The sequence below is a fragment of the Herbaspirillum sp. GW822-FHT03A08 genome (genome assembly GCF_058801885.1).
Genome location: NZ_JBXANR010000002.1, coordinates 685,276 through 698,931, shown reverse-complemented (window position 1 = coordinate 698,931; position 13,656 = coordinate 685,276). Strand labels below are relative to the sequence as shown.

The following is a 13,656-nucleotide window of genomic DNA, read 5'->3' as shown; positions in this document are numbered from 1 at the left end:
GCTGCTCCTCCTCGGTGTCTCGATAAACGGGCCACTGTTCTGCGCCGCGTGTCTTGGTTATCTTTTTGGTGTCTTGCTCAGGCGTCGGCGGGACGGCTGGCTTTTTCGTCCAGGCCCGACAAGCCCTCGCGGCGCGCCAGTTCATTCAGCACATCCTGCGGCTTCAGATCGAATTGCGCCAGCAGGACCATGGAATGGAACCACAGGTCGGCGCACTCGTAGAGCACCTTGGACGCATCGCCGCTGACGCGTGCATCCTTGGCGGCCATGATGGTCTCGGCAGCTTCTTCGCCGATCTTCTTCAGAATGGCGTCGTCGCCTTTGGAAAACAGCTTGGCGACGTAGGACTTCTCAGGATTGCCGCCGTTGGCCAGCTTGCGCGATTCGATCACTTCGGCCAGACGGCGCAGTGTTTCACTCATGGCTCGACCTTGGGTGTGACTTTGGGAGTGGCTTTGCGTGTGCGCTTCGGCTTTTCTTTTTCCGGCGCCGCTGCTTCATTGTCTTTCAGGACCGGTTCGACCGTCTGCCATTCGCCGGTCTCGGCGTTGCCTTCGAACTTCTGGAAGAAACAGGAATGACGGCCGGTGTGGCAGGCAATGCCGGCCACCTGTTCGACCTTCAGCAAGACCACGTCTTCGTCGCAGTCGAGGCGAATTTCGTGGACCTTCTGGAAGTGGCCGGATTCTTCGCCCTTGTGCCACAGTTTCTTGCGCGAACGGCTCCAGTAGACGGCTTCACCGGATTGCACAGTCTTGGCCAGCGCTTCGCGATTCATCCAGGCAAACATCAGCACGTCGTTGGAGCCGACTTCCTGAGCAATCACCGGCACCAGTCCGACTTCGTCCCACTTCACCTTGTTCAGCCATTTTGCACTGATGCTCATGCCAGCCTCATAGGAATATTTTGATCGGCCATAAAACGTTTGGCTTCCTGTACGGTGTGTTGACCGTAGTGGAAGATGCTCGCCGCCAGCACGGCGTCCGCTTTGCCCTGCTTGATGCCGTCAGCCAGATCCTGCAAGCCGCCGACGCCGCCGGAGGCGATCACCGGAATCGCCACCGCTTCGGACACCGCGCGCGTAAGCGCCAGGTCGAAGCCGCTGCGCGTACCGTCGCGGTCCATGCTGGTCAGCAGGATTTCACCGGCGCCCAGTTGGGCCATCTTGCGCGCCCATTCCACCGCATCCAGGCCGGTGGCGTTGCGGCCGCCGTGGGTGAACACTTCCCACTTGCCTTCGCCGGTGCGCTTGGCGTCGATCGCGACGACGATACATTGCGAACCGTATTTGCTGGCGGCGTCTTCCACCAGCTGCGGATTGGTCACGGCCGAGGTGTTGATGCCGACTTTATCCGCGCCGGCATTGAGCAGACGGCGCACGTCGTCGACCGCGCGCACGCCACCGCCTACCGTCAGCGGAATGAAGACTTGCGAGGCCACCGCTTCGATGATGTCGAGGATCAGGCCACGGCCGTCCGATGAAGCGGTGATGTCGAGAAAGGTGATTTCATCCGCGCCCTGCTCGTCGTAGCGGCGCGCGATTTCCACCGGATCGCCGGCGTCGCGCAGCTCAAGGAAATTGACGCCTTTGACAACCCGTCCGGCTGTCACGTCGAGACAGGGAATGATGCGTTTTGCGAGTGTCATGATTGTTCGCTGTCGGACCCTTCGGACGCCGGTGATGCTTCTTCTGTCAGTTCGTCGGCGCGGTCTTGCGCCGAGCTCAGGTCCAGCGTGCCTTCATAGATCGAACGGCCGCAAATGACGGCTTCGATGCCTTCGTCCTGCACGCCGCACAGAGCTTCGACGTCCTTGATGCTATGCACGCCGCCGGAGGCGATGATCGGGATCGACACGGCCTGCGCCAGGCGCACGGTCGCTTCGATGTTGACGCCACCCATCATGCCGTCGCGGCCGATGTCGGTGTAGACGATGGCTTCGCAGCCGTAGCCTTCGAATTTTTGCGCCAGGTCGACTACTTCATGGCCGGACAGCTTGCTCCAGCCGTCGGTGGCAACCTTGCCGTCCTTGGCGTCGAGGCCGACGATGATCTGGCCCGGAAACGCACTGCAGGCGTCATGCAGGAAGCCGGGGTTCTTCACCGCGGCGGTGCCGATGATGATATAGGACAGGCCGTCGTCCAGATAGCGCTCGATGGTGTCAAGATCGCGAATGCCGCCGCCCAGCTGCACGGGAATTTCGTCGACGTCGTTTTCGACGGCGAAATCACGTACGGCCTTGAGAATCGCCTTGACGGCGGATTCGTTCTTCGGCTTGCCGGCGAAGGCACCGTTCAGATCAACCAGATGCAGACGACGAGCGCCTTGCGCGAGCCAGTGACGCGCCATTTCGGCGGGGTCTTGGGAGAATACGGTGGCTTGGTCCATATCGCCTTGCTTCAGGCGAACGCAATGACCGTCTTTCAGGTCGATGGCAGGTATCAGCAGCATGGCTACGGTAATAACGTTAGGTAAAAAGAGAACAAGTCAGCATCGCTGCACAACTTGCCGGTTGGACAAAAATTAAGCAAAAATCAAGGTTTCCAGTGTACGAAATTCCGGTACAGCTGCAAACCCGCAGAGGCACTTTTTTCCGGATGGAATTGCGTTGCAAAAATATTATCGCGGGCGACGGCACAGGCGAACGGTTCGCCGTAAACAGTCTCGCCCACGGTGTGAGCCGATTCGCCCGGTTGCGCGTAATAGCTGTGCACAAAATAGAAGTAAGCCTGCTCGTCAATGCCGTCCCAGAGCGGATGCGCGACTTTCTGGTGTACGCGGTTCCAGCCCATCTGCGGCACCTTGAAACGCGAGCCGTCGTCCTGTGTCTGGCCGTCGAGCTGGAAGCGCACCACCTTGCCCGGCAACAAACCGAGTCCCGGCGTATCGCCTTCTTCGCTCCAGTCGAACAACATTTGCTCGCCGACGCAGACGCCGAACAAAGGTTTACTGCGCGACGCGGCGATTACGGCCTCCTGCAAACCGGACTCGCGCAGGCAGCGCATGCAGTCCGGCATAGCGCCCTGACCCGGCAGCACGACGCGGTCGGCCGACTGGATATCGGCGACTTCTCCGGAAATACGCACATCGGCTTCAGGCGCGACATGACGCAGGGCTTGCGCGACCGAGCGCAGATTGCCCATCCCATAATCCACTACAACAATTTTATTCATATCAAAAAATGCAAAAGCACAGAAAGTGCGGACGGCGAAAGCAACTCCGCCGGCCAGCTCACATTACAGACTGCCTTTGGTGGAAGGAATCGTTCCTGCCGCGCGCGAGTCAAGCTCGATGGCCATGCGCAATGCACGTCCGAAAGCCTTGAATACGGTTTCGCATTGATGGTGCGCATTGATGCCGCGCAAGTTGTCGATATGCAGCGTGACCTGCGCATGATTGACAAAGCCATGGAAGAATTCGCTGGTCAGATCGACGTCAAAGCCGCCGATCATCGAGCGTGTAAAGGGGATGTGATATTCCAGACCGGGACGGCCGGAGAAATCGATGACCACGCGCGACAGCGCTTCGTCCAGCGGCACGTAGGCGTGGCCGTAGCGACGGATACCTTTCTTGTCGCCGATGGCTTTGGCGAAAGCCTGGCCCAGCGTGATGCCGACATCTTCCACGGTGTGATGCGCATCGATGTGCAGGTCGCCCTTGGCCTGGATGTCGAGGTCGATCAAACCATGGCGCGCGATCTGGTCCAGCATGTGATCGAGAAAAGGCACACCGGTGTCCAGCTTTTGCTGGCCGGTGCCATCCAGATTGATCGCGACGCGAATTTGCGTCTCGTTGGTGTTGCGGACGACTTCTGCAGTTCGTGGAGTTGACATGATCAGGGTAAAACAGACATTACAAAAGTGATTCCCGGCTGAGCTCCTGAAGCGATTCTTTCAGGGCAACCAGGAACGAGGCATTCTCTTCGGGTGTGCTGACGTTGACTCTCAGGCAATTTTGCAGCAATGGATGCATTTTACCGGCATTTTTGACTAATACCTTACGTTGCAGCAGTCCTGCAAACACTTTATCCGCATTTGCCATCCGAATCAGTAAGAAATTGGCTGCGGAAGGGAAAACTTCAATAGCGCCGACGGCAGAAATCGCCGCCGCCAGATCGCTGCGCGCACTGCGCAGCGCCGCCGCCTGGCGGTCCAGCTCGGCGGTGTGGTCGAGTACGAACTCCGCCGCGGTCTGAGTCAGCACATTGATATTGTAAGGAGGACGCACCTTGTCGAATTCCTGCAACAAGGCGGCGCTCGCAGCCATGTAACCGAGACGGATGCCGGCCAGCCCGAGCTTGGAGACGGTGCGCATGACCACCAGATTGTTGAATTCCGGCAAGCGCGGCATGAAGCTCTCTTGCGCGAACGGCTGGTATGCCTCGTCAACCACCACGATGCCGCTGTCGCCGACGGCGCGCAGGATCGCTTCCATATCGCCGGCGCCATACAGCGTGCCGGTCGGATTGTTCGGATAGGCGAGATAGGTAATGGCCGGCTGATATTCTGCGATCGCCGCCAGCATGGCGTCGAGATCCAGCGTGAAGTCCGCCTTGAGCGGCACGCCGATATAGTCGAGACCGGCAAACTTCGCCGACACGCCGTACATCACGAAACCCGGCTCCGGTGCCAGCACCTTGGCGCCCGCTGTGGCGCAGGCCACCGACACGATGGAAATCAACTCGTCCGAACCATTGCCCAGCAGCACGTCGAAACCTGCCGGCACACCCATGTGGCGGCACAGCTTGGCTTTCAGTTGCGTGTAGGACGGCACCGGATAGCGATTCAGCGCGACATCGGCCAGACGCTGCCCCAGCTCCGCGCGCAAAGCCTGCGGCAAGGTGTAGGGGTTTTCCATCGCGTCGAGTTTGACGAAGCCGGCGGCGTCCGGCACCGGGTAAGCCGACAGCGCGCGCACGTCGGCGCGGATGATGCGTTCAACCAGTGACTTGCTCATTGGAGGTCTGTGCTGATGTGGAATCGAGGCCGGCCACACGCTGCTCAATCAGCGCGCAATAGGCCGGGTTCAGTTCAAAGCCGACAAACCGGCGGCCGCAGCGTCTTGCCGCCACCGCCGTCGTACCGCTGCCCATGAAAGGGTCCAGCACTACGCCGCCCGGCGGACAGGATGCCTTGATCATGCGCTCGACGATTTCCAGCGGCTTCTGCGTCGGATGATCGGCGCGCTCCTTGTGTTCGCGGTGCAGGCGCGACACGCTCCAGACATCCTTCGGGTTATAGCCCATTTCCAGCCACTTGGCGCCGACGAAAATCGAGCGCGAGCGCGCCTTCTTGGTTTCGGCATCGTAAGGAATACGAATCGCGTCGAGGTCGAAGTAATAATCTTTGGCGCGCGCAAAGAAGCCGATAGTGTCGTGCACCGACGAATACTTGCGGGTGCTGCCGCCCATCGACGGCACGCGGCGGTCCCAGATGATTTCGTTGAGCATGGTCAAACGGCGCTTGAGCATGACGAAAATTTCCGGCGAGTAACGCCACGTCAAAAAAATATAGAGGCTGCCGTTCGGCTTGAGCTTGGGAACGGCGGCAGTGATCCACTGCTCGGTCCATGCCAGATAAGCGTCAGTGTCGAGCTTGTCGGAGTCGTTGCCGTAGTCCTTGCCGAGACCGTAAGGCGGATCCGCGATCAGCAGATCGATCTGGCCGTCGGGAATGCGCGCCAGGCCGTCCAGCGCATCTTCGCAAAAAACGCGGTCGAGCCAGCTCATCGCAGGCCTGGCTCAACGCAGCGCGTTGTCATTTGAGTCGGTACTCCGCAGAACGCGCGTGCGCCTGCAGGCCTTCGCCGTATGCCAGCTCTGCAGCGACCTTGCCCAGTGTCTGAGCACCTGCTTCGCTGACCTGAATGATGCTGGAACGCTTCTGGAAATCGTAGACGCCCAGCGGCGACGAGAAGCGCGCGGTGCGCGAAGTCGGCAACACGTGATTCGGACCGGCGCAATAGTCGCCCAGCGACTCCGACGAGAAGCGACCAAGGAACATCGCCCCGGCGTGACGAATCTTGTCTGCCCATTGCTGCGGCTGCTCGGCGGAAATTTCCAGATGCTCGGCGGCGATCATGTTGGCGATCTCGCAGGCTTCGTCCATATCACGCACTTTGATCAGCGCGCCGCGATCGGTCAGCGAGGTGCGGATCACGTCCTTGCGCGGCATGGCGTCGAGTTGTTTGTTGATGCTGGCTTCGACCTTGGCGATGTAGTCCGCATCCGGGCACAGCAGAATGGATTGCGCCAGCTCGTCGTGCTCGGCCTGCGAGAACAAATCCATGGCGATCCAGTCGGGATCGGTGCTGCCGTCGCAGATCACGAGGATCTCCGAAGGACCGGCGATCATGTCGATGCCGACCGTACCGAACACACGGCGCTTGGCGGCGGCAACGTAGGCATTGCCAGGACCGACGATCTTGTCGACTTGCGGAATGGTGCCGGTGCCGTACGCCAGTGCGCCGACGGCTTGCGCGCCGCCGATGGTGAACACGCGGTCCACACCGGCGATTGCAGCAGCAGCCAGCACCAGTTCATTCTTCACGCCGTCCGGTGTCGGCACGACCATGATGACTTCCTGCACACCTGCAACCTTGGCCGGAATCGCGTTCATCAATACCGACGACGGATAGGCTGCCTTGCCTCCCGGTACGTAAATGCCGACGCGATCAAGCGGCGTGACTTTTTGCCCCAGTACGGTACCGTCGGCTTCGGTATAGAGGAAACCGTCGGAGCCGCATTCTTTCTTCTGGCGCTCGTGATAAGCGCGCACGCGGTCGGCGGCAGTTTGCAAAGCATCCCGACGCGCAGCCGGCAAACCTGCCAGCGCCTGCATCAGCTCGTCCTGACCGATTTCCAGTGCGGCAACGCCAGTGGCAGTGAGCCGATCGAAACGGTTGGTGTATTCCAGCACGGCAGCATCTCCACGCGCCTTGACGTCAGCCAGGATACCGGCAGCAGCGCGATCGATGGCTTCGTCTTCGCTGGCTTCAAAGGCGAGGACGGCCGACAGCTTCTGCTTGAAGCCGGCTTCGGTGGAATCGAGTTTTCGGATGGCTATGCCCATGATGTGCCTTTGCTGCTGACGTTCGATCTTGCTGCTGGTGTATGTGTATTGATGCGTACTTATGCGTACTTACGCATTTGCCTGCGAGGCTTTTTCGAATGCTTCCAGAATCGGTTGCAGACGTTCGCGTTTCAATTTCAGCGCCGCCTGATTCACGACCAGGCGCGACGAAATTTCCATGATGTGTTCGACTTCGACCAGCTTGTTGGCGCGCAAGGTGCCGCCGGTGCTGACGAGGTCGACGATAGCGTCGGACAGGCCGACCAGCGGGCCCAGCTCCATCGAACCGTACAGCTTGATCAGATCGACGTGTACGCCCTTGGAGGCGAAATGCTCGCGCGCGGTCTTGACGTATTTGGTGACCACGCGCAGACGCGCACCCTGGCGCACCGCGCTGGCGTAGTCGAAACCGTCCTGCACCGCGACCGACAGGCGGCACTTGGCGATGTTCAGGTCGATCGGCTGATACAAGCCTTCGCCGCCATGTTCCAGCAACACGTCCTTGCCGGCCACGCCGAAATCGGCGGCGCCGTATTGCACGTAAGTCGGCACGTCCGAGGCACGCACGATGATCACACGCACGGCCGGATCATTGGTCGGCAGGATCAGTTTGCGCGAGGTCTCGGGATCTTCGGTGACTTCGATGCCGGCGGCTTTGAGCAGCGGCAGCGTTTCTTCGAAGATGCGTCCTTTGGACAGTGCGAGGGTGAGTTGCTGAGTCATTTTTTTGTACGGCTGAATTGCAGCTGATTATTTAACGCGTTCGATCTTGGCACCGATCGACGACAATTTATTTTCCATGCGGTCGTAACCACGGTCGAGGTGATAGATGCGTTCGATCAGGGTCTCGCCTTGCGCCGCCAGACCGGCAATCACCAGCGAGGCCGATGCGCGCAGATCGGTGGCCATCACCGGCGCGCCGACGAATTTCTCGACGCCCTTGACGATCGCGGTGTTGCCTTCGATGTCGATGGCCGCACCCAGACGGTTCAATTCCTGCACGTGCATGAAACGGTTTTCGAAAATCGTTTCAGTCACGTGGCTGGTGCCTTCGGCGATGCAGTTCAGCGCCATGAATTGCGCCTGCATATCGGTTGGGAAGCCAGGATATTCGGTGGTGCGGAAGCTGACCGCTTTTGGGCGGCGCGCCATTTGGACGCGGATCCAGTCCTCGCCGGAAGTCAGGATCGCGCCGGCTTCACGCAGCTTGTCCAGCGCAGCATCGAGCAGGCTGCTGCGGGTGTTCTTGAGTGTGACGTCGCCGCCGACTGCCGCCACCGCGCACAGGAAGGTGCCGGTTTCGATACGGTCGGCAATCACGGTGTGCGATGCGCCGTGCAGTTTGTCGACGCCCTGGATCACCAGGCGGTCGCTGCCGATGCCTTCGATCTTGGCGCCCATGGCTACCAGCAGGTGCGCAAGATCGCTGACTTCAGGTTCGCGCGCGGCGTTTTCCAGCACGGTCTCGCCGTCGGCCAGCACGGCTGCCATCAGCAGGTTTTCCGTGCCGGTGACGGTGATCATGTCGGTGACGATGCGCGTGCCCTTGAGGCGCTTGGCCTTGGCATAGATATAGCCGGCGTCGATGGTGATCTCGGCGCCCATGGCTTGCAGGCCCTTGATGTGCTGATCGACCGGACGCGAACCGATGGCGCAGCCGCCCGGCAGCGAGACCTTGGCTTCGCCGAAACGCGCCAGCAACGGACCCAGCACCAGAATCGAGGCGCGCATGGTCTTGACCAGTTCGTACGGCGCTTCCAGCTTGGTGATGTCGCCGCCGTTGAGGGTGACGCTGTGATCATTCTGCTCTGCGCGCAAGCCCATCTGGCGCATCAGCTTGAGGATCGTGGTCACGTCCTGCAGGTTCGGGACATTCGACAGGTTCAGCGTGTCGGCGGTCAGCAGACCGGCGCACAGGATAGGCAGCGCGGCGTTCTTGGCGCCGGAAATGACGACATCGCCGGAGAGGCGATTGCCGCCGCGGATTAAAAGCTTGTCCATGAAAAAGCTAGGCCTTATTTCTGAAATTCTTCGGGAGTGAGGGTCTTCATCGACAGAGCGTGAATTTCCTCGCGCATGCGGTCGCCGAGCGCCGCGTAAACCAACTGATGACGCTGGATCAGGCGCTTGCCGGTAAAGGCATCGGACACGATCACGGCGGTAAAGTGCTGGCCGTCGCCTTCGACTTCGAGGTGCGAGCAAGCAAGGCCGGCAGCGATGTAATTTTTAACGAGTTCAGGTGTGGGTAGCATGATGCGGCTCTTCACTAGGTAATCAATATGCAAACGGCCTTGACCGTCAGTGTGCGCCGGTGCGCAATTTGTAGCCGCTCTTCAGCATGCGTACCGCCAGGGTCGCCAGCACGACGAAGAAAACGGCGACGATGGTGAGGCTGATCATCGGGTCGATATCGGACTGTCCGAAGAAGCCGTAGCGGAAGCCATCGATCATATAAAAAAACGGGTTGAAATGCGAGACCGTTTGCCAGAATGGCGGTAGCGAATGGATTGAATAGAACACGCCCGCCAGGAAGGTCAGCGGCACGATCAGGAAATTCTGGAACGCCGCCAGCTGGTCGAACTTCTCGGCCCAGATACCCGCCACCAGACCCATGGTGCCGAGGATGGCGGCGCCCAGTAACGCAAAGATCACGATCCACCACGGCGCGACGAAACTCAGATGGCCGAACCAGGCCGTCACCACAAACACGCCGGCGCCGACGATCAGGCCGCGCACGACTGCCGCCAGCACGTATCCGCCGAACATTTCCCAATGCGACAGCGGGGTCAGCAGCACGAACACCAGATTGCCGGTGATCTTGGACTGGATCAGCGACGACGAGCTGTTGGCGAATGCGTTCTGCAACACGCTCATCATCACCAGCCCGGGCACCAGGAAGCCGGTATATTGCACGCCCGGATAGACCTGCACGCGATCCTGCAGCACGTGGCCGAAGATCAGCAGATACAGCATGGCCGTCATGATCGGCGCAGTCACGGTCTGTGTTGCGACTTTCCAGAAACGCAACACTTCTTTGTAAAACAGAGTTTGAAAACCGGTCATTTGGCACCTTCCATGATCTGGATGAAGACGTCTTCCAGATCGGCCTGTTGCAGCTGCATGTCGTCGATGACGGCGCCGCCCTGACGCAGCGCCGACAGAATCGGCTCGACGTCGTTGTAGTCGTTCACGCGCAGGGTGTATTTCACGCCCGACAACAATTCTTCGGGATGCGTCACCAGCGGACGGAGGCTGTCAGGCAAGCCGCCCGACTTCAGACGCAACACCAGTTGCGAACCGGAAATACGCTTGATCAGCGCATCGGTTGAGTCCAGCGCCACTACCTTGCCGAGTTTCAGCATCGCGATGCGGTTGCACAGCGCCTGCGCTTCTTCCAGGTAGTGCGTGGTCAGGACGATGGTGTGGCCTTCGCGATTCAGGCGGCCGATGAACTTCCACAAGGTCTGGCGCAGTTCAACGTCCACGCCGGCGGTCGGCTCGTCGAGCACGATCACGGGCGGCTTGTGCACCAGCGCCTGAGCCACCAGCACGCGGCGCTTCATGCCGCCGGACAAGGCGCGCATGTTGGTATCGGCCTTGTTGGTCAGATCGAGGTTATCCATCACCTCGTCGATCCACTTGTCGTTGTTCTTCAGGCCGAAATAGCCCGACTGCATGCGCAAAGTCTCGCGCACGGTGAAGAATGGATCGAACACCAATTCCTGCGGCACCACGCCGAGCTTGGTGCGCGCGGCACGATAATCGCTGACGACGTCATGCCCGTGGATGGTGACCGAGCCGGAATCAGCACGATTCAACCCCGCCACGATGGAAATCAGCGTGGTTTTGCCGGCCCCGTTGGGACCCAGCAGGCCGAAAAACTCACCCTCTTCGATAGAGAGCGAAACACCGCCCAGCGCTTGCAGCGACTGGTAGCGTTTTTCGACATTGTTAATCTGTAGAGCAGCCATTTTTTTGGTGCGCTTTTAGGACACGGTGAGGAAACAAAACATGCCGCAAGCCTTTTACATCAAGGCAACACTCGGTGCGGCGAAACGTTGGATTATAGGGGATTTCCGATCTTGCAGCCGGAACGGCAAAGCAAAGAGGAACGCTGAAGGGGAACGCTTACTACCGGCCTGATGGCCCGATGACAACGGGAAGGGGATCAGTGATGTCGGTCTGAGGCCGACGTCGGCGCGCCCAGCAGGGAGGCAGCTCCGTACAGGTCGACCAGACTTTGCAGATTGGCCGGCAGGACGCCGAACTGCAAAGCCAGGCCTTTCTGTTTTGCCGCGCGCTGCCAGGCCAGCAAGGTCGCCACGGCGGACGAATCCACCGTCGCCACGCCACTCAGGTCGATCGCCGACTGGCCGCCTGCAATTGCTTGCAAGCCTGCCGCCAGCGTGGCGGTGGCGTTGTCGACGGTCAGTGTGGCGCCTGGTTTGAACATGGCAAGGTTTCCTGTGGATTACTGTATTTTGACGACTACTTCTTGGCGGAAGAACGCGCAGCCAGCTGCTTGTTCTTGTCCGACAGGCTCTTGATCAGGCCATCGATACCGCTCTTGGTGATTTCGCTTTGGAAAGTGCCCTTGTAGGCTTCCACCAGCCATGCACCCATGACGTTGACGTCATACAGCTTCCAGCCGGAGGCCAGTTTTTCGAGGCGATAGCTCAGCTGGATCGGTTCGCCGCGCGACTGGATCACTTGCGAGCGGACTTCGACTTCGGTGTCCGCCGGGTCAGCGCGCAATGGCTTGTATTCGATTTTCTGATCACGTACTTGCGACAGCGCGCCGGAGTAGGTGTAAATAAGCAGGCTGCGGAATTCGGTGATCAGCTGTTTTTGCTGTTCCGGTGTCGCCTGACGCCAGTAGCGGCCGGCTGCCAGCGAAGTCATCCGCTCGGAGTCAACGTAAGGCAGGATTTTTTCTTCAACCAGTGCAACGATACGGCTGATGTTGCCTGCCTGGATGTCCTTGTCGGTCTTGGCGGTGTTCAGCACGTCGTCGCTGATGCGCTTGACCAGGGCGTCCGGCGCTTCTTGCGCAGAGGCGGTGGAAGCGAATGTCAGTGCGGACACCGACAGGGCAATTGCCAATAATTTAGAGAGCATGTTCATAGTCTGTAGATCCATTCATTAACTGGTTGCGCCAACCACGGCGACCACTTTGCCATCATTGGAGCCGGCAAGGCATTGCCGGTTCCAAACGGATACCGGAGATACAACTTGGTGACATTCTCCGGTTTTTCAAGTGACGCCGGGCGCATTTGCAGCGCCCGGTCAAGCCAGCAGTGTTGCTGATATCCTGCGGTTACGGCTTGATGACTTCTTCCTTGCTGGACTTGCCGTCATCCTTGTTGCCGTCGATCTGCGACTGGCGGCTTTGCAGATACGTATCGCGAACGAAGTCGTACTTGTCCAGAGCGGCATCTTCCAGCAGGTTGGAAGCATCCAGCAGTTGCGCGCGCTTGTCGATCACGCGCACCACGGAGCCGACGTTACGCCAGCGCACCGGTTTCTTGTAGCTCCACAGGTCGCCGTAGAAATCAGCAGGCAGCGCAGCGGTATCGCGAATCGTCGACGGGCCCAGCAGCGGCAGCACGACGTAAGGACCGGAGCCTACGCCCCACTTGCCCAGCGTCTGGCCGAAGTCGGACTTCTGCTTGGTCAGGCGTGCTTCGGTACTGACGTCGAGCACACCGCCCAGACCGAAAGTCGTATTGACGGCGACGCGCATGAAGCTGGTCACGCCGGTTTCAACACGGCCTTGCAGGATCTGATTCACGGCCGACCACAGGTCGCCGATGTTGCCGAAGAAATTGCCGATACCGGTCTGCACGAACTCAGGCAGAACAAATTGATACGCCTGCGCGGCAGGCTTCAATGCCACCTTGTCGACGGTATCGTTGAAACTGAACATCGCGCGGTTGAAACCTTCAAGCGGGTCGTTCGGGTTGTTGGAAGTTGCGCAACCACTGAGCGCGGCAACCATGGCCAGCGTACTGATGCGAGCTGCGTATTTCATTTTGAATTATCCTTTCCCTCTGCTGCCTTGCTATATAAGAACTGGCTGATCAGGTTCTCCAGCACGATCGCCGATTGCGTCAGCTTGATCGTGTCGCCTGTCGCCAGGTTTTTTACATCACCCCCCGGCTCGATACCGATGTATTGCTCGCCAAGCAGACCTGAAGTCAGGATCTTGGCTGAACTATCCTTTGGGAACTGGTAGCGCTCGTCCATATTGAGCGTCACCACTGCCTGAAATGTCTTGTCGTCGAACTTGATGGAATCAACGCGACCCACCACGACGCCGGCGCTCTTGACCGCTGCGCGCGCCTTCAGGCCGCCGATGTTGTCGAACTTGGTCGTGATTGCATAAGTCTTCTGGCTGAACGAGAACGAGCTCATGTTGCCGGCCTTCAGCGCCAGAAAAATCAAGGCTGCCGCGCCCAGCAAGACAAACAAACCCACCCACACGTCCAATGTTTTACGTTGCATAACCTGCCATCCTAAAAATCAATCCGAAGCCTGCGATGCGGAGTTCATGAAGTTACAGTTCATGACGAACTCGTTGCAGACTT

The 13,656-nt window shown here is 59.4% G+C and carries 18 protein-coding genes; all 18 read right to left on the bottom strand.

Going from position 1 to position 13,656, the window contains the following annotated elements; genetic code table 11:
* Positions 1-77: 77 nt before the first annotated feature.
* Positions 78-422: a phosphoribosyl-ATP diphosphatase gene (locus AC1RN6_RS08290; protein ID WP_493004482.1), complete on the bottom strand. Its 345-nt coding sequence runs from the start codon at positions 420-422 to the stop codon at positions 78-80.
* On the bottom strand, positions 419-886 hold the full coding sequence (gene hisI / locus AC1RN6_RS08285; RefSeq protein WP_493004480.1) for a phosphoribosyl-AMP cyclohydrolase: 468 nt from the start codon (positions 884-886) through the stop codon (positions 419-421). Before hisI ends, AC1RN6_RS08290 begins: the two co-directional genes overlap by 4 nt.
* Positions 883-1,647, bottom strand: a complete 765-nt coding sequence (gene hisF, locus AC1RN6_RS08280; protein WP_094562503.1) for an imidazole glycerol phosphate synthase subunit HisF — start codon at positions 1,645-1,647, stop codon at positions 883-885. Before hisF ends, hisI begins: the two co-directional genes overlap by 4 nt.
* Positions 1,644-2,450 carry a 1-(5-phosphoribosyl)-5-[(5-phosphoribosylamino)methylideneamino]imidazole-4-carboxamide isomerase gene (gene hisA / locus AC1RN6_RS08275; RefSeq protein WP_094562502.1) on the bottom strand — a complete coding sequence of 269 codons (807 nt, stop codon included), beginning with the start codon at positions 2,448-2,450 and terminating at the stop codon, positions 1,644-1,646. The genes hisF and hisA overlap by 4 nt, the downstream gene beginning before the upstream one ends.
* An 83-nt stretch (positions 2,451-2,533) precedes the next feature.
* A complete protein-coding gene (gene hisH, locus AC1RN6_RS08270; protein ID WP_493004479.1) occupies positions 2,534-3,172 on the bottom strand; it encodes an imidazole glycerol phosphate synthase subunit HisH in 639 nt (212 codons plus the stop codon).
* Between the two features lie 63 nt (positions 3,173-3,235).
* Positions 3,236-3,832, bottom strand: a complete 597-nt coding sequence (gene hisB / locus AC1RN6_RS08265; protein ID WP_094562500.1) for an imidazoleglycerol-phosphate dehydratase HisB — start codon at positions 3,830-3,832, stop codon at positions 3,236-3,238.
* A gap of 19 nt (positions 3,833-3,851) precedes the next feature.
* Positions 3,852-4,955 carry a histidinol-phosphate transaminase gene (gene hisC, locus AC1RN6_RS08260; protein WP_493004477.1) on the bottom strand — a complete coding sequence of 368 codons (1,104 nt, stop codon included), beginning with the start codon at positions 4,953-4,955 and terminating at the stop codon, positions 3,852-3,854.
* Positions 4,936-5,727: a DNA-methyltransferase gene (locus AC1RN6_RS08255; protein WP_493004476.1), complete on the bottom strand. Its 792-nt coding sequence runs from the start codon at positions 5,725-5,727 to the stop codon at positions 4,936-4,938. The genes hisC and AC1RN6_RS08255 overlap by 20 nt, the downstream gene beginning before the upstream one ends.
* 28 nt (positions 5,728-5,755) lie before the next feature.
* Complete coding sequence (gene hisD, locus AC1RN6_RS08250; RefSeq protein WP_493004474.1) at positions 5,756-7,069, bottom strand: histidinol dehydrogenase; 1,314 nt, start codon at positions 7,067-7,069, stop codon at positions 5,756-5,758.
* A gap of 69 nt (positions 7,070-7,138) precedes the next feature.
* On the bottom strand, positions 7,139-7,792 hold the full coding sequence (hisG, locus tag AC1RN6_RS08245; protein ID WP_050476466.1) for an ATP phosphoribosyltransferase: 654 nt from the start codon (positions 7,790-7,792) through the stop codon (positions 7,139-7,141).
* A 27-nt stretch (positions 7,793-7,819) separates the two neighbouring features.
* Entirely contained in the window at positions 7,820-9,070 is a 1,251-nt protein-coding gene (murA, locus tag AC1RN6_RS08240) for a UDP-N-acetylglucosamine 1-carboxyvinyltransferase (protein WP_493004472.1), read from the bottom strand.
* 14 nt (positions 9,071-9,084) lie between these two features.
* Entirely contained in the window at positions 9,085-9,321 is a 237-nt protein-coding gene (locus tag AC1RN6_RS08235; RefSeq protein ID WP_050476633.1) for a BolA family protein, read from the bottom strand.
* 46 nt (positions 9,322-9,367) lie between these two features.
* Positions 9,368-10,132: an ABC transporter permease gene (locus AC1RN6_RS08230; RefSeq protein WP_493004470.1), complete on the bottom strand. Its 765-nt coding sequence runs from the start codon at positions 10,130-10,132 to the stop codon at positions 9,368-9,370.
* Positions 10,129-11,040 (bottom strand): ABC transporter ATP-binding protein, encoded by a 912-nt coding sequence (locus AC1RN6_RS08225; protein ID WP_050476463.1) that lies wholly within the window; start codon positions 11,038-11,040, stop codon positions 10,129-10,131. Before AC1RN6_RS08225 ends, AC1RN6_RS08230 begins: the two co-directional genes overlap by 4 nt.
* Before the next feature lie 197 nt (positions 11,041-11,237).
* Entirely contained in the window at positions 11,238-11,522 is a 285-nt protein-coding gene (locus tag AC1RN6_RS08220) for an STAS domain-containing protein (RefSeq protein WP_493004468.1), read from the bottom strand.
* 35 nt (positions 11,523-11,557) lie between these two features.
* A complete protein-coding gene (locus AC1RN6_RS08215) occupies positions 11,558-12,193 on the bottom strand; it encodes an MlaC/ttg2D family ABC transporter substrate-binding protein (protein WP_493004466.1) in 636 nt (211 codons plus the stop codon).
* 193 nt (positions 12,194-12,386) lie between these two features.
* Positions 12,387-13,100, bottom strand: coding sequence for an MlaA family lipoprotein (locus AC1RN6_RS08210; RefSeq protein ID WP_094562490.1), 714 nt, complete (start codon positions 13,098-13,100; stop codon positions 12,387-12,389).
* On the bottom strand, positions 13,097-13,573 hold the full coding sequence (mlaD, locus tag AC1RN6_RS08205) for an outer membrane lipid asymmetry maintenance protein MlaD (protein ID WP_493004464.1): 477 nt from the start codon (positions 13,571-13,573) through the stop codon (positions 13,097-13,099). Before mlaD ends, AC1RN6_RS08210 begins: the two co-directional genes overlap by 4 nt.
* Positions 13,574-13,656 lie beyond the last annotated feature (83 nt).

Coding starts and splice junctions, on each gene's coding strand:
- AC1RN6_RS08290 (WP_493004482.1), bottom strand. CDS start 422: ATGAGTGAAACACTGCGCCGTCTGGCCGAAGTGATCGAATCGCGCAAG.
- hisI (WP_493004480.1), bottom strand. CDS start 886: ATGAGCATCAGTGCAAAATGGCTGAACAAGGTGAAGTGGGACGAAGTC.
- hisF (WP_094562503.1), bottom strand. CDS start 1,647: ATGACACTCGCAAAACGCATCATTCCCTGTCTCGACGTGACAGCCGGA.
- hisA (WP_094562502.1), bottom strand. CDS start 2,450: ATGCTGCTGATACCTGCCATCGACCTGAAAGACGGTCATTGCGTTCGC.
- hisH (WP_493004479.1), bottom strand. CDS start 3,172: ATGAATAAAATTGTTGTAGTGGATTATGGGATGGGCAATCTGCGCTCG.
- hisB (WP_094562500.1), bottom strand. CDS start 3,832: ATGTCAACTCCACGAACTGCAGAAGTCGTCCGCAACACCAACGAGACG.
- hisC (WP_493004477.1), bottom strand. CDS start 4,955: ATGAGCAAGTCACTGGTTGAACGCATCATCCGCGCCGACGTGCGCGCG.
- AC1RN6_RS08255 (WP_493004476.1), bottom strand. CDS start 5,727: ATGAGCTGGCTCGACCGCGTTTTTTGCGAAGATGCGCTGGACGGCCTG.
- hisD (WP_493004474.1), bottom strand. CDS start 7,069: ATGGGCATAGCCATCCGAAAACTCGATTCCACCGAAGCCGGCTTCAAG.
- hisG (WP_050476466.1), bottom strand. CDS start 7,792: ATGACTCAGCAACTCACCCTCGCACTGTCCAAAGGACGCATCTTCGAA.
- murA (WP_493004472.1), bottom strand. CDS start 9,070: ATGGACAAGCTTTTAATCCGCGGCGGCAATCGCCTCTCCGGCGATGTC.
- AC1RN6_RS08235 (WP_050476633.1), bottom strand. CDS start 9,321: ATGCTACCCACACCTGAACTCGTTAAAAATTACATCGCTGCCGGCCTT.
- AC1RN6_RS08230 (WP_493004470.1), bottom strand. CDS start 10,132: ATGACCGGTTTTCAAACTCTGTTTTACAAAGAAGTGTTGCGTTTCTGG.
- AC1RN6_RS08225 (WP_050476463.1), bottom strand. CDS start 11,040: ATGGCTGCTCTACAGATTAACAATGTCGAAAAACGCTACCAGTCGCTG.
- AC1RN6_RS08220 (WP_493004468.1), bottom strand. CDS start 11,522: ATGTTCAAACCAGGCGCCACACTGACCGTCGACAACGCCACCGCCACG.
- AC1RN6_RS08215 (WP_493004466.1), bottom strand. CDS start 12,193: ATGAACATGCTCTCTAAATTATTGGCAATTGCCCTGTCGGTGTCCGCA.
- AC1RN6_RS08210 (WP_094562490.1), bottom strand. CDS start 13,100: ATGAAATACGCAGCTCGCATCAGTACGCTGGCCATGGTTGCCGCGCTC.
- mlaD (WP_493004464.1), bottom strand. CDS start 13,573: ATGCAACGTAAAACATTGGACGTGTGGGTGGGTTTGTTTGTCTTGCTG.